This is a genomic window from Rickettsiella grylli, assembly GCF_000168295.1.
Lineage (GTDB): Bacteria > Pseudomonadota > Gammaproteobacteria > Diplorickettsiales > Diplorickettsiaceae > Aquirickettsiella > Aquirickettsiella grylli.
Window position 1 is genome coordinate 579,556 of record NZ_AAQJ02000001.1, and the last position, 22,814, is coordinate 602,369.

At 38.7% G+C, this 22,814-nt stretch carries 23 protein-coding genes; 13 read left to right on the forward strand and 10 right to left on the reverse strand.

The features are described from left to right. The first annotated feature begins 18 nt into the window (after positions 1 to 18). Both RICGR_RS02610 and lpdA read left to right on the forward strand, forming a co-directional pair. Positions 19 to 1,350: a 2-oxo acid dehydrogenase subunit E2 gene (locus RICGR_RS02610; protein ID WP_050763988.1), complete on the forward strand. Its 1,332-nt coding sequence runs from the start codon at positions 19 to 21 to the stop codon at positions 1,348 to 1,350. A gap of 71 nt (positions 1,351 to 1,421) precedes the next feature. Then, positions 1,422 to 2,828 carry a dihydrolipoyl dehydrogenase gene (gene lpdA, locus RICGR_RS02615; RefSeq protein ID WP_006035823.1) on the forward strand — a complete coding sequence of 469 codons (1,407 nt, stop codon included), beginning with the start codon at positions 1,422 to 1,424 and terminating at the stop codon, positions 2,826 to 2,828. Positions 2,829 to 3,244: 416 nt separating this feature from the next. Here the strand turns inward: lpdA and RICGR_RS02620 are convergent, their stop codons facing one another. From RICGR_RS02620 to recG, 3 genes are all read right to left on the reverse strand, one after another. Beyond that, positions 3,245 to 3,649 (reverse strand): Rpn family recombination-promoting nuclease/putative transposase, encoded by a 405-nt coding sequence (locus RICGR_RS02620; protein WP_240992202.1) that lies wholly within the window; start codon positions 3,647 to 3,649, stop codon positions 3,245 to 3,247. An 11-nt stretch (positions 3,650 to 3,660) separates the two neighbouring features. Then, positions 3,661 to 3,849: an Rpn family recombination-promoting nuclease/putative transposase gene (locus RICGR_RS07675; protein WP_081441674.1), complete on the reverse strand. Its 189-nt coding sequence runs from the start codon at positions 3,847 to 3,849 to the stop codon at positions 3,661 to 3,663. A 123-nt stretch (positions 3,850 to 3,972) separates the two neighbouring features. Beyond that, positions 3,973 to 6,138 (reverse strand): ATP-dependent DNA helicase RecG, encoded by a 2,166-nt coding sequence (gene recG / locus RICGR_RS02625; RefSeq protein WP_006035115.1) that lies wholly within the window; start codon positions 6,136 to 6,138, stop codon positions 3,973 to 3,975. A gap of 145 nt (positions 6,139 to 6,283) precedes the next feature. Here recG and accB point away from each other — a divergent pair, with 145 nt between their 5' ends. Genes accB through hemA form a run of 4 tightly spaced genes read left to right on the forward strand, consistent with a single transcriptional unit; the run spans position 6,284 to position 10,234 of the window. Then, positions 6,284 to 6,730, forward strand: coding sequence for an acetyl-CoA carboxylase biotin carboxyl carrier protein (gene accB / locus RICGR_RS02630; RefSeq protein WP_050763990.1), 447 nt, complete (start codon positions 6,284 to 6,286; stop codon positions 6,728 to 6,730). A gap of 31 nt (positions 6,731 to 6,761) precedes the next feature. Further along, positions 6,762 to 8,102 (forward strand): acetyl-CoA carboxylase biotin carboxylase subunit, encoded by a 1,341-nt coding sequence (accC, locus tag RICGR_RS02635; protein ID WP_006035758.1) that lies wholly within the window; start codon positions 6,762 to 6,764, stop codon positions 8,100 to 8,102. Then, complete coding sequence (gene prmA / locus RICGR_RS02640; protein WP_050763992.1) at positions 8,080 to 8,994, forward strand: 50S ribosomal protein L11 methyltransferase; 915 nt, start codon at positions 8,080 to 8,082, stop codon at positions 8,992 to 8,994. Before accC ends, prmA begins: the two co-directional genes overlap by 23 nt. Positions 8,995 to 9,001: 7 nt before the next feature. Beyond that, the gene (hemA, locus tag RICGR_RS02645) at positions 9,002 to 10,234 is read left to right on the forward strand and encodes a glutamyl-tRNA reductase (protein WP_006034828.1); all 1,233 of its coding nucleotides are present in this window, start codon (positions 9,002 to 9,004) and stop codon (positions 10,232 to 10,234) included. Between the two features lie 39 nt (positions 10,235 to 10,273). Here hemA and RICGR_RS02650 read toward each other — a convergent pair whose 3' ends face one another. Together RICGR_RS02650 and RICGR_RS02655 are read right to left on the reverse strand one after the other, a co-directional pair. After that, positions 10,274 to 11,002: a hypothetical protein gene (locus RICGR_RS02650; protein ID WP_006035563.1), complete on the reverse strand. Its 729-nt coding sequence runs from the start codon at positions 11,000 to 11,002 to the stop codon at positions 10,274 to 10,276. Between the two features lie 134 nt (positions 11,003 to 11,136). Continuing rightward, complete coding sequence (locus tag RICGR_RS02655) at positions 11,137 to 12,309, reverse strand: MFS transporter (protein ID WP_006034946.1); 1,173 nt, start codon at positions 12,307 to 12,309, stop codon at positions 11,137 to 11,139. 243 nt (positions 12,310 to 12,552) lie between these two features. On the opposite strand from RICGR_RS02655, the gene RICGR_RS02660 reads away from it, so the two are divergent. Further along, on the forward strand, positions 12,553 to 12,756 hold the full coding sequence (locus RICGR_RS02660; protein ID WP_143549618.1) for a hypothetical protein: 204 nt from the start codon (positions 12,553 to 12,555) through the stop codon (positions 12,754 to 12,756). Position 12,757: 1 nt separating this feature from the next. On the opposite strand, the gene RICGR_RS02665 is transcribed toward RICGR_RS02660, so the two are convergent. From RICGR_RS02665 to RICGR_RS02685, 5 genes are all read right to left on the reverse strand, one after another. Continuing rightward, the gene (locus RICGR_RS02665) at positions 12,758 to 13,414 is read right to left on the reverse strand and encodes an ABC-type transport auxiliary lipoprotein family protein (RefSeq protein WP_006035029.1); all 657 of its coding nucleotides are present in this window, start codon (positions 13,412 to 13,414) and stop codon (positions 12,758 to 12,760) included. Positions 13,415 to 13,418: 4 nt separating this feature from the next. Next, positions 13,419 to 14,216: an MlaD family protein gene (locus tag RICGR_RS02670; protein ID WP_006035861.1), complete on the reverse strand. Its 798-nt coding sequence runs from the start codon at positions 14,214 to 14,216 to the stop codon at positions 13,419 to 13,421. Beyond that, the gene (locus RICGR_RS02675) at positions 14,206 to 14,994 is read right to left on the reverse strand and encodes an ABC transporter ATP-binding protein (protein ID WP_006035170.1); all 789 of its coding nucleotides are present in this window, start codon (positions 14,992 to 14,994) and stop codon (positions 14,206 to 14,208) included. Before RICGR_RS02675 ends, RICGR_RS02670 begins: the two co-directional genes overlap by 11 nt. Positions 14,995 to 15,045: 51 nt before the next feature. Then, positions 15,046 to 16,173: an MlaE family ABC transporter permease gene (locus tag RICGR_RS02680; protein ID WP_006035329.1), complete on the reverse strand. Its 1,128-nt coding sequence runs from the start codon at positions 16,171 to 16,173 to the stop codon at positions 15,046 to 15,048. Between the two features lie 159 nt (positions 16,174 to 16,332). Next, positions 16,333 to 16,656 carry a hypothetical protein gene (locus RICGR_RS02685; protein ID WP_040615133.1) on the reverse strand — a complete coding sequence of 108 codons (324 nt, stop codon included), beginning with the start codon at positions 16,654 to 16,656 and terminating at the stop codon, positions 16,333 to 16,335. A 178-nt stretch (positions 16,657 to 16,834) separates the two neighbouring features. On the opposite strand from RICGR_RS02685, the gene prfA reads away from it, so the two are divergent. The 6 genes from prfA (at position 16,835) to pncA (ending at position 22,800) form a co-directional block, all read left to right on the forward strand. Continuing rightward, on the forward strand, positions 16,835 to 17,926 hold the full coding sequence (gene prfA, locus RICGR_RS02690; protein WP_006035801.1) for a peptide chain release factor 1: 1,092 nt from the start codon (positions 16,835 to 16,837) through the stop codon (positions 17,924 to 17,926). Between the two features lie 58 nt (positions 17,927 to 17,984). Further along, complete coding sequence (locus RICGR_RS02695) at positions 17,985 to 18,314, forward strand: hypothetical protein (protein WP_006034831.1); 330 nt, start codon at positions 17,985 to 17,987, stop codon at positions 18,312 to 18,314. A 43-nt stretch (positions 18,315 to 18,357) separates the two neighbouring features. Beyond that, positions 18,358 to 19,200: a peptide chain release factor N(5)-glutamine methyltransferase gene (gene prmC, locus RICGR_RS02700; protein ID WP_006035083.1), complete on the forward strand. Its 843-nt coding sequence runs from the start codon at positions 18,358 to 18,360 to the stop codon at positions 19,198 to 19,200. Positions 19,201 to 19,902: 702 nt separating this feature from the next. Beyond that, a complete protein-coding gene (gene dksA / locus RICGR_RS02710) occupies positions 19,903 to 20,334 on the forward strand; it encodes an RNA polymerase-binding protein DksA (protein ID WP_050764065.1) in 432 nt (143 codons plus the stop codon). Between the two features lie 181 nt (positions 20,335 to 20,515). Continuing rightward, positions 20,516 to 21,997, forward strand: a complete 1,482-nt coding sequence (locus RICGR_RS02715; protein ID WP_006035993.1) for a nicotinate phosphoribosyltransferase — start codon at positions 20,516 to 20,518, stop codon at positions 21,995 to 21,997. A gap of 185 nt (positions 21,998 to 22,182) precedes the next feature. After that, entirely contained in the window at positions 22,183 to 22,800 is a 618-nt protein-coding gene (pncA, locus tag RICGR_RS02720) for a bifunctional nicotinamidase/pyrazinamidase (protein WP_006034765.1), read from the forward strand. Positions 22,801 to 22,814: the final 14 nt, after the last annotated feature.

A 22,814-nucleotide genomic window follows, 5' to 3' on the forward strand; every position in this document is an offset into this window, starting at 1 on the left:
ATTTGACTAAAAATTTAAATGCGAAAATTCTCGAGGAGAAAACGTTTGTCTAGTTTAAAAGAAATCCATGTTCCTGATTTAGGTAACATAAGCACTGCAGCAATCATTGATATCCCCGTGAAAGAAGGTCAACGGATTGCAGTCGAGGAGGCATTAATTACATTAGAAAGTGATAAGGCGTCTGTGGATATTCCTTCGCCTTTTGCGGGAACATTAAAAGAATTAAAAGTGAACGTCGGTGATAACGTTTCTCAAGGGGATTTGATTGCGATTTTAGAAACGGAAGAATCGAGTGATGCAGAAGAACCAAAGATCAAGTCTATACCAACTGGGAATGAAGAAAAAAAATCGCTCTCTGAGACAGGGGTTGAAAAAGCATCGATTCTTTTGAATAAAAATGAAGAAATATCAGAAACCGTCAACGTGTCAGACGAAGAAATGGAAGATGATGATCCAGGAACGATTCATGCCGGTCCCGGTGTTCGACGTTTAGCGCGCGAGCTGGGTATCGATTTGAATAACATTCAGGGTACGGGTCCAAAAGGTCGTATTCTTAAGGAAGATTTACAAAAATTTGTTAAAACAAAACTTCAATTCGCCTCGAATGACAAGATGGGCTTACCTCCAGTACCGGAAATTGATTTTAATCAATTCGGTGAAACAGAAAAACAACCTTTATCACGGATTAAAAAATTAAGTGCACAGTATTTACACCGAAATTGGTTACAGGTCCCTCATGTCACGCAGTTTAATGACGCCGACATTACTGAACTTGAAGTTTTTCGTAAAGCACAAGCCGGGTTTGCCGCTAAACAACAGATTAAACTGACACCGCTTGTGTTTATTATGAAAGCGGTAGTGACGAGTTTAAAAGCGTTTCCATCATTTAACGCTTCTTTATCCGCTAATGATCAGGAACTGACGCTTAAAAAATATTATCATATCGGTATTGCAGTCGATACATCGGAAGGTTTAGTCGTACCGGTCATACGGGATGTGGATAAAAAAAGTCTTTTAACGTTAGCGGAAGAATTAGGCCACGTGAGCCAAAAAGCGCGCGCAAAACAACTGTCGAGTGGAGATTTGCAAGGTCATTCGTTTACCATTTCCAGTTTAGGAGGCATTGGAGGTACAGCGTTTACACCCATCGTTAATGTCCCGGATGTTGCTATTTTAGGTGTTTCAAGAGCACAATTTAAACCCTGCTATCGGGAAGGTGAGTTTATCCCGCGGTTCATGTTACCGTTGTCGTTATCGTATGACCATCGTGTCATTGATGGTGCAGAAGGCGCACGGTTTATTATGCATTTAACAGAATGTCTCTCCGATATACGCCGTTGGTTGTTATAACTTTTTTGTACATTTTTTGATAACTCCTTTTTCATTTTATCAAGTAATTAAAATTATTTTTAGAGGAATTTATGGCTGAATTAGAAATTAAAAAAACCGAACTTCTCGTACTCGGTAGTGGCCCCGGGGGATATAGTGCTGCGTTTCGTGCCGCAGACTTAGATAAAAAAGTTATTCTTGTTGAAAGAGAATCGACACTCGGTGGCGTTTGTTTAAATATTGGATGTATTCCTTCTAAAGCGTTATTACATGCCGCTAAAGTCATTGACGATGCAAAAGCGATGGCAAAGTGGGGTCTGGATTTTGGAAAACCAACGATTGATCTTAAAAAATTACGTGATTTTAAATCAAACGTGGTAAAAAAATTAACACAGGGTTTGTCATTGCTTGCCAAGCAACGAAACGTTGAATGGATCAAAGGCGAAGGAAAATTTATCGGAAAAAACAAATTGATCGTTGGGAAACAAAAAATTGTTTTTGATGCGGCTATTATTGCCGCAGGTTCACAACCGATACGATTGCCTTTTTTACCCGACGATCCGCGTATTATGGACTCAACAGGTGCACTTGAGTTGAAAGAAATTCCAGATAAACTCCTCATTTTAGGGGGAGGGATTATCGGTATGGAAATGGCAACCGTTTATCGTGCGTTGGGTAGCGAGATTACTGTGGTAGAAACGGGCGATATGATTATCAATGGTCCCGATAAAGAAATTGTGACGCCTTTATATAAGCGTTTGCAAAAAGAATATACCTTTTTGTTAAAAACGAAAGTGACTCAAGTGGATGCAAAAAAAGATGGGCTTTGGGTTACATTTGAAGGTGAGGGTATTTCAAAACCGCAACGGTTTGATCAAATCTTATCAGCTGTGGGTCGTAAACCCAACGGTAAAAACATCGGTGCTGAAGCTTTAGGGCTCTCTATTACTGAGCAAGGCTTTATTCCAGTGGATAAGCAATTGAGAACAAATATTCCACATATTTATGCGATAGGCGATATTGTTGGTCATCCTATGTTAGCCCATAAAGCATCGGCAGAAGGGCGGGTTGCTGCTGAAGTAATTGCGGGAAAAAAACATTTTTTTGAACCGCAATGTATTCCTGCAGTCGCGTATACGGATCCTGAAATTGCGTGGGTGGGTTTAACAGTAAATGCAGCGAAAGAAAAAAATGTGGCTTACGAAAAAGCTGTTTTTCCGTGGTTAGCGAGTGGTCGTTCTTTAGGGCAAGGACGTGATGAAGGATTGACTCAGTTGTTATTTGATCCGAAAACGCACCGTATTCTAGGAGGAGGAATTGTGGGGCCTAATGCCGGTGAATTGATTGCTGAGATTACATTGGCGATCGAAATGGGTTGTACAGCTGAAGACATCGCATTAACCATTCATCCGCATCCCACACTGTCTGAAACAGTCATGTTAGCCAGTGAAATTTTTGAGGGGACGATTACTGATCTCTATATGCCCAAGAAAAAATAAATAACACATAAAAAATGAATATATCATTTCAGGTTATAAGGGGATAGTTCTATTTTGGCCGACTGATTATCAGACGGTTCGATATAATGATTCCCGTATTACGCGGGGCATCAATGCATGAAGCGATGACATTGACAATTTCTTCCCAATGTGTGGTATAGCGTGGTGAACGTTGTGTTGAGCATTCGGTATAATACCCATTAATATTATTCCGGCCTTTTTATAATTGAATTCAAGGGATGACGGGAAGCCTATTGAGTGAGTAATTCTGTATTAGGGAGTATTTAACGAAGTGTGTCAACGCTAAACTAAATGAATAAATTTTAGAAGAAGAAAAAAATGGCTACTCTTCTAGAATCAGTAAATCCTCATCCGATAGACCCGTTATTTCCTTGATAAGTGGAAGATTAATTCGTTTAGTTAACATTTTTTTTAGCAATATTAATCGCTTTTACGGTACTCCTTCGTACCGACCTTGCTGTAGATCTTCTTGCCGACCTTGCTGTTTTTAATTGTTGTGCTGCATTCATAATATCTTCCTCATAGTCTTCGATGGTTTTAAGCTTCTCAATCACCTGGTTCACATTGGCAGTCTCACCTTTGACTAACATATAATATATCAATTGATTGAACAAATCATGATCAGGCTTCACCCGTTTAATTAGCTTTATAATATGATCGGCGATATCCTCTAGATCTCGGGTAAAAATATGTTTTTGAACAATTTCTAAGAAAGCAAGCGTTTTGTGTCGATAGATCTCCTCATCCGGCAGTACATTGAGATCGACAAGCAGGGTCATCGAAGAAATGTGCTTTTGCAAAGGGCGTGTCCTCAACGCAATCGATGAGCTTTAAGCAAAGGGTACTGACCTTTCCCATGGTAGAACAGCATCGAAATAACAACCGGTAATTTTTTGTATCCAAGGTTTAGATGCTGCTGCATAATGGCCACTTTATAGCGGTGCATGCGAAAAGGCATCAGTTCCTCTGCGGTGCTTTGATGTTCGAGATTGAGATAAATTCCACCGTCATTTCAATGATTCGCGCATAGAAAAAAGCTACTTATCAATTTTATTAATAACATATTTTATTTATATTCATTATTCAATGATTAAATACCTGAACTCAAAAATAGGATTAAATCTTAAACTTTACTATAAGTGTCATCGCTACTTTGAGCCCAACGTTTTATAATCGGTTGAATCAAATAGGGGTATTTGGTTTGTAGTAATGTACTCAGATGAAGAACCTGTGGAATGAGATCGTGATCGCGTTTTAGACACGCGATGCGCAACTGTTTCCAACCCGTTTGCCGTAATCCCCAAATTTCGCCCGGACCACGGAGCTCTAAATCTTTTTGCGCGATCGTAAAACCATCGTTGCTGAGCCGCATAATGCTTAAACGTTCTTTAGCCAGTAGCGACAACGATTGATAGAGCAAAATGCAACAGCTTTTGCTGCTACTTCGACCGACACGACCACGCAATTGATGAAGCTGTGCTAAACCTAAACGTTCAGCATTTTCTATGACCATTAAATTAGCGTTGCTGACGTCAACACCGACTTCGATAATGGACGTGGAAACGAGTAAATCAATGACGCCCTTTTTGAAATCACGCATAATGCTTTCTTTTTCAGTACTGTGAAGTCTTCCATGGATCAAACCTAAACGTAAGTCGGTTAAATCAGCTTTTAAGGTTTTAAAGAGGGTTTCAGCGGCCTGATAATGTTGTAAGCCTGATTCTTCGATCAGTGGACAGACCCAATAGACTTGTTTTTTCTCGCCACAGGTTATGCGCACTTTTTCAATGACTTTAGAACGACGACGTTCGGGGATAACCAGTGTTTTTACAGGAAGTCGACCCGGAGGTAATTCATCAAGAAAAGAAATATCGAGATCGGTAAAACTGGTCATGGCTAAGGTTCTGGGAATGGGCGTTGCCGTCATGAAAAGTTGATGGGCCTGTAAATTTTTTTGTTGGCTTTTTTTCCATAAATCGAGACGTTGTTTGACGCCAAATCGATGTTGTTCATCGATAATAATAAAACCTAAATTCGAAAAATACACCTCGTTTTGAAAAAGCGCGTGCGTTCCAATAGCAATATGCGCTTTTCCGGTTTTAATTTCATCGAGAATTTGTTTTTTAGCCGTAGTTTGTAAGCGTGCGTTTAAACAGACGACATGAAACCCTAAAGGAGTTAACCAGCGATGGAAATGTTGATAATGTTGTTCACTTAATAATTCAGTGGGTGCCATGAGCGCAACCTGATAGTGATTCGCAATAGCCAATAATGCGGCGAAAGCCGCGACGATTGTTTTTCCTGATCCAACATCACCTTGCAATAAACGTTGCATAGGGGTTGCACGTTGCATATCCTGATTAATTTCTTTAATAATACGTTGTTGTGACGATGTTAATTGAAAGGGTAAAGCAGTTTGGAATCGTTTCATTAACGCTGAATTGAGTTTAAATCGGGGTGCTATTCCTGCAGCGCGTTTTTTTTTCATTTGTTGCACACTCAATGAATGGGCTAATAATTCTTCTAAAGCTAAGCGCTGTTGAGCGATATGTTTTCTACGCGCTAATAGATCTAAAGGTGCATTAGCGGGTGGGCGATGAATATAATATAAGGCGTCTAATAAAGAGGGAAGCGCGATGCGTTTTAATAAATGTTCAGGGAGATAGTCAGGAAAATAATGTTGTTGTTTGTGAACGAATGGTTTTTCAGTCGTCATTTCGAATAATAAATGGAACACTTGTGTAATCAATTTATGCCATAGACGTTGAGTCATTCCCGGTGTGCTGGGGTAAATACTGGTTAAATAAGGGGGTAAAAGAGGTGATTGATGAGGACGCAAAAATTCATAATCAGGATGAATCATTTCACGTTCAAAGAATCTATTTTTTTGGGCATGTATTGGGCCAAAACACAGTAAACGCAGTCCTTTTTTAAACTGCTGAATTTGTTTGGCTTTTAAATGGAAAAATCGTAGTGTAACAGAGCCTGTTTCATCACTGAGTTTACAGGAATAGCTTTTTTTATTTTTAATACGGAGTGGATGGTCTTGAATAATACCGGTAATCAACGCATGCTGACCTTCACGAACCGATCGAATAGGGGTCAGTTGTGTTCTATTTTCATAACGCAAGGGGAGATGCAGAAGCAAATCTTGTAAATGGTGAATACCACATTTGTGCAAATAATGGCTTATCTTTGGTCCAACGCCCGTCAATTGGGTGCAGCTTATTTCAGCCAATGTTTGTTTAGTTCCGTGATTTGGATTTTTTAAACCAAGGTTTTGCATCATGCTTTCTCGACGTGCGTGATGGTTTACACCATAATAAAAGTAAAAAGTATAAGCGTAAGCTTAGCAACTTAGGTTGATAAAGACTAGCAAAGTCCGCGAGGATATGCTCCAATAAGGCGCATATTCTTGTTGTAAAGAGGCCATAATGATGGATCCGGAAAAAATTAATCAGCTTGTTAAACTTTTAGATGAGCATGGTTTAAATGAAATTGAATTTTCTGAAGGTTCCCAAACGATACGTATAAAACGCGATACACCACTTTCTGCACAGAGTGTGCCGATGCAATCACAGCCATCTCGTCTCAATCTTTCAATGACGCCAACAGCATTGCCGGCATCTGAAAAAGCGGAAACCGAAGATAATATTTTAGTCGCACCCGTGTTGGGGACCGTTTATTTAGCCCCTTCACCGGGTGCTGAACCTTTTGTTCATTTAGGTCAATCGGTTAAAAAAGGAGATACCGTCTGTATCATTGAAGCGATGAAAATGATGAATCATATCGAAGCGCATAAAGACGGTATTATTAAAAAAAGATTTGTCGAAAACGGGATGCCCGTTCAATATAATGATTCTTTATTTATCATTGAATAATTGCGTGGGTTAAAATGAGTAGGTAAAAATAATGCTAAATAAAGTGGTTATTGCAAATCGTGGTGAAATTGCTTTACGTATTTTACGGGCGTGTAAAGAACTCGGTATTCAAACGGTCGCTTTGCATTCAACCGCGGATGATAATTTAAAACATGTGAAACTCGCTGACGAGACAGTCTGTATTGGTCCTCCTTCTGCAAGTCAAAGTTATTTAAACATCCCTGCCATTATTAGCGCGGCTGAAATTACAGATGCGATGGGGATACATCCGGGTTATGGCTTCCTTTCTGAAAATGCAGATTTTGCAGAACGGGTCCAACAAAGTGGTTTTGTTTTTATTGGACCTGAACCGGAAACTATCCGGAGAATGGGGGATAAAGTATCGGCGATTGCCGCGATGCGAAAAGCAAAGATCCCGTGTGTACCGGGCTCGGAAGGTGAATTAGAGAATGATGATAAAAAAAATTTGAAAATCGCACAAAAAATTGGTTATCCGGTATTGATTAAAGCCGCCGGTGGAGGAGGGGGGCGAGGGATCCGTGTGGTGCATAGTGAGGCAGCGTTGTTAAGTGCAATTTCACTGACGCGATCGGAAGCAGAAGCTAACTTTAAAAATGCCAGTGTTTATTTGGAAAAATTTTTAATTAATCCAAGACATATTGAAATCCAAGTATTAGGTGATGGTCAAGGTCATGCGGTCCATCTCGGTGAGCGAGATTGTTCTATGCAACGCCGCCATCAAAAAGTCATTGAAGAAGCGCCGGCTGTCGGAATTACTGAAAAACAACGTCAACAGATGGGTGAACTCTGTGTCAAAGCGTGTCGTGATATGAATTATCGAGGTGCAGGGACGTTTGAATTTCTCTACGAAAACGGTCATTTTTATTTCATTGAAATGAATACAAGGATTCAAGTGGAACATCCGATTACTGAAATGGTTACCGGTATTGACTTAGTGGTTGAACAATTACGCATTGCATCCGGTGAAAAATTGAATTATAAACAAAAACAAATTAGTTTACGTGGCCATTCCATTGAATGTCGTATTAATGCAGAAGATCCAAAAACATTTATGCCCTCTCCGGGCGTCATCAGCTTATATCATCCTCCGGGGGGACCAGGCATTCGTGTGGATACACCCATTTATACGGGATATCGAGTTCCACCCTATTATGATTCATTAATAGGTAAGTTAATTGCCTATGGTGAAACGCGGGAAATTGCATTAGCGCGTTTACGCAATGCCTTAGATGAAATAGTGATAGAAGGCATTCACACCAATATTCCAATGCATCAAGCATTAGTGCGTGATGCCAATTTTATAAAAGGCGGAACAAACATCCACTATCTTGAAAAACATTTATCACAATAACGCGATGGCTTGTTTACAACTCTATCTGAATACACTCAGCGAACATGTCGACCGTGTGAGTCATGTGTTAGAAAATAGAGGGGCTATCGCCATTACATGGCAACCTCTCGTTGAAGAAAACATTTATGAACCCCCATTAAATACGACACCACTGTGGCAACAGGTTAAAGTGAGTGCTATTTTCGCAGAAGAAACGTCCTTGTCTGAAGTTTTGGAGCACTTACATCAAACATTTGATGAAGACGTTATTTTAGAAAGTCGTTATGAACGATTAAACGATAAAGCGTGGGAACAGTGTTGGATAAACGATTTTAAGCCGATGCGTTTTGGAAAAAAACTCTGGATTTGTCCGAGTACGTCTGATCCCCCTTTGAAAAATGCGGTGAATGTTCGTTTAGATCCGGGTTTAGCGTTCGGCACTGGTACGCATCCCAGTACGGCCTTATGCTTGGAATGGTTAGCGTGTGAAATACTTGAAGATAAAACAATGATTGATTATGGTTGTGGTTCTGGTATTTTAGCGGTCGCCGCGATTAAACTGGGTGCTAAGCAGGTGAGTGCAATTGATCATGATCCACAAGCGGTAACAGCCTGTGCAATGAACGCCGAACGTAATGAAATTACGGACGAAAAATTGAAAGTTTATTTCCCCGCAAATTTTCGCTACCAAGAACCCGTCGATATTGTGATAGCGAATATCTTAGCACAACCGCTGGTTGATTTAGCTCCTTATTTTCGATCGTTACTAAAGCCCAATGCTGATTGTGTTTTAGCAGGGATTTTAAATGAGCAAATGGATAGCGTGCGCAAAGCGTATTGTGCGAACGGATTCGAAATAATAAAGATAAATTCTCAACAAGAATGGGTCAGTTTAGTAGGGAGAGCCCTCTAAAATTGTTATGAAAATGCTTGCCTTGGGAATCAATCATCAAACAGTCGATTTTGCGCTCAGAGAGAAACTGAGTTTTAGTAAGGATTATCTAGCCCATTCCTTACGTGCAATGTTAAGAGACACGTTAACAGAAGAAGCCATTATTTTATCCACCTGTCATCGCACTGAATTTTATTGTATTAATGGCGATGTCCAAAAAACAATGAATTGGCTGTATCGCTATAAAAAGCTTTCGCATGATCATTTAAAGTCTCATTGGTATGTTTATCAGCAAGAAAACGTATTACGTCATTTGTTGCGTTTAGCCACAGGTTTAGATTCTAAAATCTTAGGCGAACCACAAATTTTAGGTCAAATAAAAACAGCTTATGCATTTGCTCATTCATTAGGCAGTGTGGGGGTACATTTTAATCGGTTATTTCAATATGTTTTTTCTGCGAGTAAATACGTACGTGGAGTGACCGATATTACGGCCCATCCTGTATCGCTTGCTTTTGCAGTGGTGACGTGTGCCAAACGAATTTTTGCATGCTTGGCAGATAAAAAGATTTTATTGATAGGTGCCGGTGATACCATTTCCTTAGTAGGAAAGTATTTATTCTCGCAAAACGTTCGTCAGTTTTGGATTGCGAATCGGACATTACAACAAGCCGAAAAATTAGGTAAAACGATTGGTGGTCAAGCGATTTGTTTAAATGCAATCCCTTATTTCTTAGCGAAAGCCGATATCATTATTGCTGCAACAGCAAGTGATGTACCCCATATTAAAAGATATAACCTAAAACAAGCCCTGAAGACGCGTAAACGACGACCTTTATTTATTGCTGATCTCGGTATGCCCAGAGATGTGGAGTCTGCTGTTCAAGAATTGGAGGACGTTTACCTTTATACATTAGCGGATTTGCATACATTGATCCAAAAAAATCAACAAGGTCGAAAAGCTGCAGCAGTCAAAGCAGAAAGTTTGATAGAAGAAAAAGTGCAACGCTATTTGGAACAGTTAAAAATAAAAGCAGCGGCTCCACTGATTTGTTCTTACCGAAAACATGCTGAACAGCTTCGTGATGCTGAAGTTGAAAAAGCGTTAAGTTTATTAAAAAAAGGTCGTCGTCAAGAAGCCGTGATCAAACAATTAGCCTATCGGTTGACGAATAAATTGATTCATGCGCCGAGTATTGCTTTAACTCAAACAGAAAAATATAACGAAGACGTTCTTTTTAAAACATTTATCGATAAATAACACCATCCATTATGAAAAATAAATAAAATTTCCGCGGGGTTAAATCGAATTTCGATAGGTAATAGGACAAACCTCATCAATGCTTTTATCATCGTTTGTCGTGACATCCGACGAATGATCAACAGTAAAAATATTGGAGTTTCTCTTTGGGACAGCAAAAAGGATTGGACTTATTGGTTTTATGAAGTCTATTGATGAAGAAGGATGGGAAATAGATCCATTTTCGAGTGGAGCCATCAAGCTTTCCGTATTTTGTAAGGCGTCTACTAATTGCTGGGTTATCCCTTGATGATGTGCCAATGTCCGTTGCAGTTTTTTCAGTCGAGATAAATTAAAAAGCTTCGCTATACCAAGACCTAAAGTGGGTAATAAGTCTGCAACAAGTAAAATCCCATAGACTCCTTTCCCGAGAAGGAGCGAAAGGGGCTGGATAAATGCAGCAGCCGGTGGAAAAAATAAAAAACATAAAATAGTGCTTACTGAGAGTAGAATAGCGAAGAGGCTAACACCGATACCCCATTTATTTATCTTTTTGAGATGAGTCTGAGCCTGCGTGAGGAGGTGACGACATTTAATTTTAAAATCATTCTCCATATTAATTAATCGATTTAAAATAGTTGAAATCGCTTCGGGATCCTTCCCCTGAATCCTCAACGAATCAAAGGTTATTTTTTCGGGCAAAATAGCAAAAGGGAGTGAATAAATTTCCCTTAAATAATTCTGGCTATCCGAGGATAATAAATGAGTTTTAATGGAGAATTCAGACATATTTTTATTATACTAATTATTTTAAAACGGCGATTGCCAACAATGGCTGACGACCGATTCATTCTACTTCAATGAATGAGTAAAAAACAATTCATAAATAATAGCTTAATAGCCATTTTTGGTAAATGACTCATTTAAATGCAAAAAAAATATTTTAAGCTGAGCCAGCGCAATAAGCCAGCAAAACAACTGAGTACAACCATAAGGCTTGTAAACCAGAATAAATGCCCGGTATAAGTGAAACTAAATAAAAGACTGGATATTGTACAAAACAAACTAATTAACGTGAAATAAACAGCCATGCGTTCATCCATCGGTTCAGGGCTTGCTTCAATGCAAAGTCGTTGTAAAGGAGTAGCGAGTGCTGTGCCGAAAGAAAAAATCATCAAGCTAATGATGAGCCCAATAAAGTCATGAGGGAAAATAAGACTTAAACTGAATGCAAGCACACTTGAGAATAAGGAAATTTTTAATCCGTGATTAATAAGGCGATTTATTTCAACATGATGCATTCGCTCCCTAAAATGTACTCCCAAGAGCTGACTCGCCAATAATAACAGTTGTATGAGGCCAAAAAAAAGTGTATTGAGTTTAAAATGATGAACAATTAAAAAAGGTCCACTGACAAGCCATGCCACTTTAACTAAATTATTAAAATTAATGATGACAAGATTTAACATAAATGCTTTATTTTTTAGAATGAGCTGATAATTGGTAAATATTTGTGACCATTCAAACATCAATCGTTGCGTTGTCGTTTGTGTTTCTTTCATGATAAAACATAAACCGAACCATAAAATACTTGCGCTTAAGGCTAAAAAAATAAATATCCAGCGCCAAGGTAACCATTGTAAAAAAAGTCCACCCAGTAAAGGTCCTATCGCTGGTGCTAATAGGACAACACTGTTAACGAGCGCAATCATTTGAACGGCTTGTTTTCGTGGATAAGTTTCCTGCAAAGCAGCATAACCTGCTGTATTAAACGTTGTTATAGCCGCTCCTTGCATAAACCTGGCAATTAGTAAAATACGAATCGTTTCAGCAAATGCACACATCCACGTTGCTGTAATAAATAGAACACCGCCGATGAGTAACGTTGATCTTCTGCCAAATCTATCCGAGATAGGATCGAGCAATAAATAGAAAGTACTTGCACCCAAAAACCACGCCGTTAAGGTTTGTTGGGCTAATGTAATCGTGATATCCAAATCGCGGACGACACTCGGCATAGCGGGCAAATACATATCGACAGCTAAATAACAAATTATTCCATAACAAATGAGTAATAATGAGAAAATAGGAATCATCAAAGGTTTTATTTCAGTAAAATTTTAATTTTTAAATTTTCTATTTTGAGTATATCAAAAATTATAATTCTTTTTTTAATATTTTAAATTTATTTCATTGAAGTAAAACAAAAAAATAGTTGTTTTTATAAATTATTAAATAATACTATTTAATATAAACTTAATATAATGCGTTTATACTTATTAGCCTATTTTTATAGCGAATAAAAATAGGCTAAAGCGTTTACCTATGAATTGAGGATTATGACTACTATGCTATCGATACGAATCAAAAAAACGAATCGTTATTATTCACTCAGAAAAAAAATAAGTCGATTGAAAAAAGCAAGCATCGATAAAAAAATGAATACTTTACTTGAGGATGTTCAACAAAAAACAAAATCATTTCGTGACCATTACTTTCCTGATGAACTAAAGCGTAATAATAGGACATTCAATGAAATATAATTTAGTTTTTGACGTATAAATTTTTTAAACAAAAACAATTAATTTCATTCAGTATTTTTTGTATGGCGGAATTCGCAGCCAGTGTACCACCGTAGGGATCATCGTGAGGTGCAATTTCTACGGCGACGAAATCTTGCGTAGCGAGGATATGTCTGGAACGCGCATCGATAAGTTGTGCGCGTATTGCAATACGAAAACGACTGGGGAAATAGATAAATTCTTGTTGAAAGCTCAGTAATTGGGTATTGAGCACCCAATCATAATCGGTCGTAGAGGGCGTGTTTATAATCGCTTGAAAATAACCCGTATGTTGTAACGCGTTGATCAATAAAGGGTGTAACATTTCTGCCGGCGTGCCGACCCATCGATTTTGTGAAAAATATTGGATTTGATAACAGGCGGGGATATAGATCATACGTGACGTGTTATAGACTGCATTGACACGAGGTTGATTCACTAAAATAGTACGGCATCCCCGCTGTATAGGACAATCCCCGTTGGGGTCCGGTATTGCCAGCGTAAAATAATGGGTTGGGGGTATTTTAATAGGTTCAAATAAAGAACAGGCTGATAACAATAAGAAAGCGAGAAAGCAAACGATGATTGCGATTATAAAATTATTTTTTTTATTGAAACAGGGAGAGAGAAAGTGAACCATTTTATTATTCTCCTGGACCTAAAGGAGGAGGTTTTTGTCCGCGAATTAATAGACTAGGATTTTGTCTGAGATGATCAGATAATTCTAATAAGTTGTCAGTGATAAGACTTAAATTATTCAAAACTTGATTGGTTGATGGAAGTGTTTGTTGACTGAGTGTATTCATTAACGCGGGAAACGACCGTGATGAACGCGCGGTATTAATTAAAATAGTATCGAAGCATTTACTTTGCGCCGCTAAATGCTGACTGGTTATGGATAAATTATTTAAAATCTTTTTCAATAAAATCGGATTTTCTCCCCCTAATATGCCATTAATATCCTCTGTAATTTGATTCATATTATGATTTAAATCACGTAATGTGTGATCTAAGCGGAAAAAAAACGACGGCGTACTTTTAATAATGGGGTATTTTTCGCCGTGAAGACGAGGAATAGGATTTAAATGCGTGTCACTTCCTTTTAAGGCGACGTAGACAATACCCGTTAAACCTTGACTATTTAGAGTAGCGGTTGTTCCTTCGGTGACTGGGGTATGCTCTTCGATTTGCAAGAGCAAACGAACTTGTTCTGGATTGTTTTGGGTTAAATAAATTTTTTTAACTGAACCGACGACGACACCATTATATTTTACAGGAGAGTTCACGGCCAAGCCTGAAACAGATTCATGCATAATAACAAGAAAATGTTTATAACGCTTTGTCGATATTCCAGTGGATAACCAAACAATAAAAATAACGAGCGTCATCGTTAAAATGAGAACGAAAGCACCCACTAAGGTATAATTGACTTTAGTGTCCATAATTTCCCTCATAAAGATGTTGTGCAGTGCGCCCTCGCGGTCCCTGAAAATAAGTGCGGATAGCCGTTTGTTTTGATTGTACAAGTTGCGCCATGGGTGCAAATTCTAAAATACGCCCCGCACTTAAGAAAGCAACTTTGTCGGTAATTTGCCATAAAGTATCCAGATCATGCGTGACCATAACAATGGTTAATCCTAAAATACTGCGCAGATTTAAAACAAGTTTGTCAAACTCTGCTGCACCTTGTGGATCGAGACCCGTGGTGGGCTCATCTAATAACAATAATTCAGGATCCATAATGAGTGCGCGTGCGAGAGCGGCACGTTTTAGCATCCCACCGCTTAATTCAGCAGGGTATTTTACAGCAGATTCTAACGGTAAACCGACCGCTAATAACTTAATTAAAGCGAGCTCCTTGACCGTTGATCGATCAAGTTGAGTATGTTCTTGTAAAGGAAAGGAAATATTTTCAATGACATTGAGTGAAGTAAAGAGTGCAGATTGTTGAAATAAGACTCCCCAACGACATTGTAATGTGAGCAGTTCATTGGAAGAAAGTTTGCTTAAATTTTTACCAAATACTTCAATGTTGCCTGAAGCAGGCGTCATTAATGCTAAAATTTCACGCAATAAAACAGATTTTCCAGAACCACTTTTGCCAACCAGCGCAACAATTTCACCCCGTTGTACTTGCAGTGTAATGTCACGATGAATCCATTGGCCAGCAATGCATAGTTTAACGTTTTTAACGTTTATAACAGGGTCACATGATGTCATAATCTGAGTATAGCGGATTTTGATTCTATGAGTTTCTACAAGAAAGGGTGATTAGATATTTAATGTGCTAAATAAAATTGAAAAAAGTGCATCCGCAACAATAATAAAAAAAATACCTTGTACAACACTGCGTGTGGTTTGTCTACCGACACTATCGGCGCTGCCGCTCACACGCAAGCCTTGGAAGCACGCGGTGCTTGCAATAATCAACGCAAATACCGGTGCTTTCCCGACACCAATAATCAGTGAAGAGAGTGAAACAACCTTTGGAAAACGGTGTAAAAAATCTAAGTAGCTAATATTCATCATGTTATGGGTCATTGCCATGCCACCGAGTAAACCAAAAATATCAGCCCAAACCGTCAATAAGGGTAATGCGAGAAGTAAGCCCCATAGTCGAGGTAAAATTAATAACTGACGCGGTAAAACGCCCATCGTATTTAAAGCGTCAATTTCTTCTTTGATCTTCATCATACCGAGCTGTGCTGTAAAAGCGGATCCACTGCGACCGGCGACCATAATAGCGGTTAATAGCGGTGAAAATTCACGTAATATGGCAAGCCCTAATAAATCAATAATAAATCGGGTTGCACCAAAATTTTTTAATTGAAACCCCATTTGATACGTTAAAACAATACCTATCATAAACGATAATAAAGCGATAATACCTAAAGCGTCTAAACCTGTATTTTCAATGATGCCTAAGATAGCGCGAACACGAAGTTGCCTCGGATGTAAAAATGCGTGACAGGCGCTTATAAAATTTTTACCGATAAAGGCTAAATAAGATTTTAGTTCGTTCCATTGTTCAATTGATTTTTTTCCAAGTAAACCAAGCCCACGAAAAGTTTTTTCACGAGGTAAGGGTTTTATTTGTTCGGCAGCTGTTTCTATCATGCCAAAGAGTGCTTGATGTTTACTATTCAGACCAATAAGGTGTACTTTTCTTTTTTTAGCCAGTTGTTTTTTCCATTGATAAAGCTGCCATGCACCACTGCTATCCATCTGTGTAATAAAAGCAGCATTTAAAATGAGCGGTGATTCGATATGTCGGTTTAATTTTTGAAACGATTGATCGAGATTTTTTTTACGAATCCCACTTAAGGTCCAGGCGCCTTGGCAATCAATTTGATGATTCCCCTGTTTTGAAAGCGTAATCGTTGCAGATAAATTTGACATGATGCATAACCTAATAAATGGTTCATGAAAAGCGCTATCCAAAAAATTTTTAGGTTCTTTTCAATCATATTGCCTGAGTATAGCGCGAAAGATAAGAGGCACAAAAAAATATCCCTCCACAAGGAAGGGATACCTTAAATATGCCCGGTGCCTTTTTTGTTAAAAAGGTTGTGAAGTGTGCCAATAAATCGTTGGACCTCGGTTAGGAATTAATTTATTGGTCGCGAGATGATGATATTCACTGCAAATATAACGATATTGACACGATGCTATATTGGTACATGCATTAGGTGAAACGTGGAGTCTGGCCAATAACTGTCGGATACAGGCACAGTCATAGTAGGAACCAGAACAAAAACCAGCTTTTTTTATCAAGTGAGCATTAAATGAACAAGCACTTTGGCCTGGGTAGGCATTAGCTACATTGATGCTACTTAATAAACCCATGCAAATAGCTGAAGCCATTAGTAATAATTTTTTCATACTATCCTCTTAGGTTATATACTGTAAAACCTTATAGCGCCCGCTATAGCGGTCTACTTATTTTTAGAATAGCTTATGAATCATTAAGATTCAATTTTACAAGCGTGATGTCATACTTCATGAATACCCGTTTTCAACACTCGACTTTGTGCCAAGCTTTAGTATAAAGTGTGGCCATATGAAGACCTCTTTATTCAATAGATTGACCTTAATTGTTCAGCGTTATGAAGAATTAACCGCTTTGTTAGCGAATATAGAAGTGATTAAGGATCAAAATCATTTCCGTAATTTATCGAAAGAATATGTTCAGTTAGGTCCTCTCGTACAATGTTTTCAGCAATATCAGACGAACTTGGATCGCTTAAATCAGGCAGAACACTGCTTGAAGGACAAAGATGCGATTGTGCAAGAGCTGGCTATGGAAGAAATGAAAATAGCACAACAAAAAAAAATTGAGCTCGAGAAAGAATTAGAACATTTGTTGTTACCGCAGGATCCGAACGATGATCGGAATGTTTTTTTAGAAATTCGTGCTGCGGCTGGTGGTGATGAAGCTGCGATTTTTGCAGGTGATTTATTTCGAATGTATTCACGTTATGCAGAGAGTCAGCATTGGCACGTCGAGATTATTCATCGAAATCCGAGTGAACAAGGTGGTTATAAAGAAATAATTGCTCGGATTTCAGGAACAAAGGTGTATGCTCATTTAAAGTTTGAATCAGGTGCTCATCGCGTGCAACGCGTGCCTGAAACCGAAGCGCAAGGACGTGTGCACACTTCAACGTGTACGGTTGCCATATTACCCGAGATTGAATCAATGGATGATATTACCCTTCATCCTTCCGATTTAAAAATTGATACCTTTCGAGCCTCGGGTGCGGGAGGTCAGCATGTCCAAAAAACCGATTCTGCCATCCGCATTACGCACTTACCTTCAGGCTTGGTCGTAGAATGTCAAGATGAACGATCGCAACATAAAAATCGCGCCCGCGCCATGTCATTACTCCAGGCTAAATTATTAGCGGCACAAAAAGCCAAACAACGACGTGAAGAAGCAGAAACACGTCGTGATCTCGTCGGAACGGGTGACCGCTCGGAACGGATAAGAACGTATAATTTTCCACAAGGTCGTTTAACCGATCATCGAATCAACCTCACGTTGTACCAATTATCTGATATCATGGAAGGTCATTTAGAGCCCGTTATTCAATCCTTGACTCATGAGTATCAAGCCGATGAGTTAGCGGCTTTAGGGGGTTCGACCACGTAATTTTTTCATATTGAATGTTCCAGAATGGTCATCAATTTTAAGAGTGGAGGGAAGACTCATGTTTCGATCATTGGCAATTGCGTTGTTTATTTTATTATTGCTTATTATGGGAGGGCATATTGCGCTCGCTTTGTTTACGGGCGCTGCAGTCATTAGTTTTAGTGTATGGGGATTTTTAGTCGCTTCTGTCTTCTTTTTTTCATTAAGTATTTTACTGTTGTTTATTTTAACATGGGCAGGCGTTTTAATTATTGGTGCGATTGCGGCGCTATGGACGATCGTTGCTATTATTTTATTTCCTATTTTATTACCGGTTTTATTGCCGTTATTAATTATCTTATTTTTTATCTCCTATGTTCGACGTAAGCAAAATCCTAAAGAATTTTAAGTGATACGCTTCATGAGAGTAACGTAATCTTATATTATTTTTTATGTTATTTATTTCCTATTGGCGCTGGGCTATCAACGAATTAAAGCGAACAAGCCCCACGGCATATCTAGATACAGAATTATTATTTTCAGAGGTTTTAAAATTAACCCGTGCGCAATTACATAGTCAGCCCCTGGATAGATTGATAACCATTACGCAGGAGAAAAGAATAAAACACGTCATTGCACGAAGACAAAAAGGAGAACCTATCGCTTATTTACTCGGTCGGCAGGAGTTTTGGTCATTCATGTTGGAAGTGACGCCCGATGTACTTATCCCAAGGCCGGAAACCGAGTTATTAGTAGAAGTGCTATTGGAAAACTTCAGTACTGAACCTCGGAAAATAGTCGACTTGGGGACAGGTTCAGCAGCAATTTCTGTTGCCTTAGCGTGGGAAAGACCCACATGGCAATTGCTTGCAACAGATTGTTCAATGGCCGCTTTACAGGTGGCTAAACGTAATATCAGTCGTTATCACCTACAAACTATAGAACTCCGAAAAGGTTATTGGTGCGAGGCGCTCAATGTAGGCGAAAAATTTGATGGCATTCTCAGTAACCCACCTTACCTCGCACGGAATGATCCCCATTTGCAAAGCGAACCTGGTTTAGCGTATGAACCTAAAAATGCTTTAATTTCAGGAGAAAAAGGATTAGATGATTTAGAACGTATTATTATTCAATCACGAGAATATCTTCACCCGGGCGGTATTTTATTTTTAGAACATGGCGCACAGCAGGCTACTCTTGTTGAGGAATTTTTTTTAAACTATGGTTACCATGAGATAAAAAATTACAAAGATTTGGCAGGTCATCAACGTGTGAGTTGTGGAAAATGGAATTAATTGAAAATATGATCTATAAATCATTCATATAAAAAAAAATGGCATGGCCTGTTTTTTGAAATAATTGCCATGTCGAAATAATTTTGGTATAGATGTGTTGTTATGTGTGTGTGCCAATTCCGGCAAACTGTTAAATTCTCAAAAGGAGAACTTTTTATGCCAGTAAAAAGAAAACCTGCAACGACAAAGCGACGTAAAAAACGCTCTACCGTTGCAAAGTCCACACCTACACGTAAAAGAAAAACAATGAAACGAAGAAAACGAAAAACGACAGTGGCAGCTAAACCACGTCGTCGTAGAACCGCTAAAAAAACAGTGGCTCGCAAACCACGTCGCAGAAAAGCGGCAACGCGTAAGAAACCGGCAACGCGTCGTAAGACAACAACGCGTAGAAAGCCTAAAAAAAAAGTCGTTAGTCGTGTAAAAAAAAAGCCTGGTAAAAGCAAAATCTCAAAAACAACGTCGACGTCGTCCTCCCGTGTTACCAGACATAGAAAACCTGTAGCTAAAAAAGCAACAACCGCTTCAAAAGCAAAAGTGGTCCGACCTCCTTCTAAAAAAAAACAACAGCAAACAAAGTCTGATTCCCAGGCGCTACCTGCGGTAAAACAACAACTCATAGAAACTAAAAAAATGGCAGAACATAAAAAACCTAAAAATGAATCAAAAAAACAACGTTCTTTACCAGAAACAAGGCTAGAATTGACTTCTACTCATTCGGAAATCGATTTAAATATAGCGCCTTATAAGGAACGTCCTGGGGAAGACTATATGAGCTCAAGTCAACAAGCTTATTTTCGTCGATTATTATTACAACGAAAGCGGGTATTGTTGGAAGATATGGGTCGAACCGTCCATCATCTACAAGATGAGGGTACGCCTTTGCCTGACATGAGTGATAGGGCTACACAGGAAGAGGAATTTAATCTAGAATTACGCGCACGTGATCGCGAGCGGAAACTGATTAAGAAAATTGAGGATGCACTACATCAACTCGATGAAGGTCATTATGGTTTCTGTAGCTCGTGTGGTGTTGAAATTGGGATCCGCCGTTTAGAAGCACGTCCTACTGCAAATCTTTGTATTGACTGTAAAACATTGGATGAAATTCGAGAAAAACAGACCGGTGGTTAATCATTATTTTTCATAAAGCGTGAATTTTTTTAAATAATGGGGTGAGTAGTCCTTGCATGGCTGAGGCGGTTTGTCTTGCGCAGCCATTCAAGGGAAAGCTATAGCCATCCCAAAACGATTCAAAGAAATACAACAATTCGTTTAAGGTACGAAATTTTTTCGTCCTTATTAGGTTTTTTCAATGCAACATTCATTAACACAGCTTTATAAATCCTCCTTAGTTTTATTAACTGATTTTTACCAATTGACCATGGCTTATGGTTATTGGAAAGCGGGCATTCATGAACGGGAAGCTGTTTTTTATCATAGTTTTCGAAAAGCACCTTTTAAGGGGAGGTACACCGTTTGTGCGGGCTTGGGAACGTTTATCGATTATTTGCTTCATTTACGATTTACCCGAGAAGACATTGATTATTTAAAAGGATTAACAGACACCCAAAAGAGTCCATTATTTCCGACTGATTTTTTAAATTATTTACAACAACTCGTTTTTTCGTGCGATATTGATGCAATAGAAGAAGGGAGTGTTGTTTTTCCACAAGAGCCTTTAGTTCGCGTTAAAGGACCTTTATTACAATGTCAATTACTTGAAAGTATTTTACTAAATATTATTAATTTTCAAAGTCTCATTGCGACCAGCGCGGCACGTTTACTACAAGCAAGTCGGGGCGAACCGGTATTGGAGTTTGGTTTACGACGCGCACAAGGTTTTGATGGCGCATTGATGGCCAGTCGTGCCGCTTATATTGGGGGTTGTTTTGCGACTTCTAACGTACTCGCTGGAAAATTATTAAATATTCCCGTACGAGGGACGCATGCCCACAGTTGGGTATTGAGTTTTGAAAATGAATTAGCAGCTTTTCGTGCGTATGCACGTACGTTTCCAGACAGCTGTGTTTTTTTAGTGGATACCTACAATACGATTCAGGGTATAAAAAATGCTATCCATGTTGCAGATGAACTCAAATCGGAAGGATTTAAATTAGCGGGGATTCGTTTAGATTCAGGTGATTTAGCGTATTTAAGCCAACAAGCCCGCCAGCTTTTAGATGCGGCCGGTTATGATGATGCCATTATCGTAGGGAGTAATGATCTGAATCCTTCTGTGATAAGTAGCTTAAAAGAACAAGGTGCGATGATTAATGTATGGGGTGTAGGCACTCATTTGATTACGGCGTATGAACAACCTGCACTCGAAGGTGTTTATAAATTAAGTGCGATTCAATCTGCGGAAGGTCAATGGGAAAATAAAGTTAAATTATCGGAACAAACCATTAAAATTTCTACACCGGGTTTGTTATCAGCACGGCGTTATTATGTAGACAAGATCAATGGAATGGCCATGGCAGACGCTATTTATGACGATCGATTCGGGATTTCTGAGGACGATCAAATTATTATTGATCCGATCGATCCAACAAAGCGACGTGTTATTCCCCAAGGAACGCCTTATCGTGATCTATTAAAGCCCATTTTTAGAAAAGGAGCGTTAGTTTACGAAATCCCTTCACTAAAATCCAGCCAAGAAAAAACACATCGGGAGTTACAACAATTTCATGAAAGTATCCGGCGACTCCTTAATCCACATACTTATCCTGTTGGCTTAGAAGAAAAATTATATCATTTAAAATTAAAACTTATTTTAAAAAAAAGTGTTAAATAATTGATAAACGCCATTTGAATCGCAGACCATGCTAAAAGTTTTCATAATAAGATTTTAATAGGGTAAAGTGTTGTTGTTTACGTCCTCAATTTTGCTTTTATCCCTCATGAGAAAAGTTTAAAATGAACGCCTATTTTTTTGTTGGCTGTCGCATATAACCATTGTTTGTGTTTTAGGAATCGTATATGAAAAAAGCGTTGATCTTAGTGGATTTACAAAATGATTTTATGCCAGGGGGCGCTTTAGCCGTGGATAAAGCGGATGAAGTGATTCCAGTGGCTAATCGTGTTCAACAACAATTTAAATATGTTATTGCAACGCAAGATTGGCATCCAGAAGATCATATTTGTTTTGCAAAAAATCACCACGGACATTTCCCAGGTGAATTTATTCACCAAGCGGGTTTGTCACAAATGTTATGGCCTGTTCATTGTGTGCAAAATACAAAAGGGGCTGAGTTTGTTAAAAATCTTAAGTTAGACCACATTATTAAAGTGGTTCGCAAAGGAAGTAATCCAAATGTTGATAGCTATAGTGGTTTTTTTGAAAATGATCATCAAAAAGCAACGGGATTGGCTGAATTTTTGAAAAAATTACAGATTACTGAACTCTATATTATGGGCGTGGCAACGGATTATTGCGTGAAATATACCGTGCTTGATTCCTGTAAATTAGGGTTTAAAACGTATTTAATTGAAGACGGATGTCGAGCAGTGAATGTGAATCCAGAAGATGGACGCTTAGCGATTTCAGAAATGAAAGCCGTTGGCGTAAAAATAATTCAAAGCGACTCAATTTTCTAAAATTATTTTTATGG

What these genes read in the sequence shown, in the direction of transcription:
- RICGR_RS02610 (WP_050763988.1), top strand. Translation starts at nt 19, where the DNA reads ATGCGAAAATTCTCGAGGAGAAAACGTTTGTCTAGTTTAAAAGAAATC.
- lpdA (WP_006035823.1), top strand. Translation starts at nt 1,422, where the DNA reads ATGGCTGAATTAGAAATTAAAAAAACCGAACTTCTCGTACTCGGTAGT.
- recG (WP_006035115.1), bottom strand. Translation starts at nt 6,138, where the DNA reads ATGATGCAAAACCTTGGTTTAAAAAATCCAAATCACGGAACTAAACAA.
- accB (WP_050763990.1), top strand. Translation starts at nt 6,284, where the DNA reads ATGATGGATCCGGAAAAAATTAATCAGCTTGTTAAACTTTTAGATGAG.
- accC (WP_006035758.1), top strand. Translation starts at nt 6,762, where the DNA reads ATGCTAAATAAAGTGGTTATTGCAAATCGTGGTGAAATTGCTTTACGT.
- hemA (WP_006034828.1), top strand. Translation starts at nt 9,002, where the DNA reads ATGAAAATGCTTGCCTTGGGAATCAATCATCAAACAGTCGATTTTGCG.
- RICGR_RS02650 (WP_006035563.1), bottom strand. Translation starts at nt 11,002, where the DNA reads ATGTCTGAATTCTCCATTAAAACTCATTTATTATCCTCGGATAGCCAG.
- RICGR_RS02655 (WP_006034946.1), bottom strand. Translation starts at nt 12,309, where the DNA reads ATGATTCCTATTTTCTCATTATTACTCATTTGTTATGGAATAATTTGT.
- RICGR_RS02660 (WP_143549618.1), top strand. Translation starts at nt 12,553, where the DNA reads ATGACTACTATGCTATCGATACGAATCAAAAAAACGAATCGTTATTAT.
- RICGR_RS02665 (WP_006035029.1), bottom strand. Translation starts at nt 13,414, where the DNA reads ATGGTTCACTTTCTCTCTCCCTGTTTCAATAAAAAAAATAATTTTATA.
- RICGR_RS02670 (WP_006035861.1), bottom strand. Translation starts at nt 14,216, where the DNA reads ATGGACACTAAAGTCAATTATACCTTAGTGGGTGCTTTCGTTCTCATT.
- RICGR_RS02675 (WP_006035170.1), bottom strand. Translation starts at nt 14,994, where the DNA reads ATGACATCATGTGACCCTGTTATAAACGTTAAAAACGTTAAACTATGC.
- RICGR_RS02680 (WP_006035329.1), bottom strand. Translation starts at nt 16,173, where the DNA reads ATGTCAAATTTATCTGCAACGATTACGCTTTCAAAACAGGGGAATCAT.
- RICGR_RS02685 (WP_040615133.1), bottom strand. Translation starts at nt 16,656, where the DNA reads ATGAAAAAATTATTACTAATGGCTTCAGCTATTTGCATGGGTTTATTA.
- prfA (WP_006035801.1), top strand. Translation starts at nt 16,835, where the DNA reads ATGAAGACCTCTTTATTCAATAGATTGACCTTAATTGTTCAGCGTTAT.
- RICGR_RS02695 (WP_006034831.1), top strand. Translation starts at nt 17,985, where the DNA reads ATGTTTCGATCATTGGCAATTGCGTTGTTTATTTTATTATTGCTTATT.
- prmC (WP_006035083.1), top strand. Translation starts at nt 18,358, where the DNA reads ATGTTATTTATTTCCTATTGGCGCTGGGCTATCAACGAATTAAAGCGA.
- RICGR_RS02715 (WP_006035993.1), top strand. Translation starts at nt 20,516, where the DNA reads ATGCAACATTCATTAACACAGCTTTATAAATCCTCCTTAGTTTTATTA.
- pncA (WP_006034765.1), top strand. Translation starts at nt 22,183, where the DNA reads ATGAAAAAAGCGTTGATCTTAGTGGATTTACAAAATGATTTTATGCCA.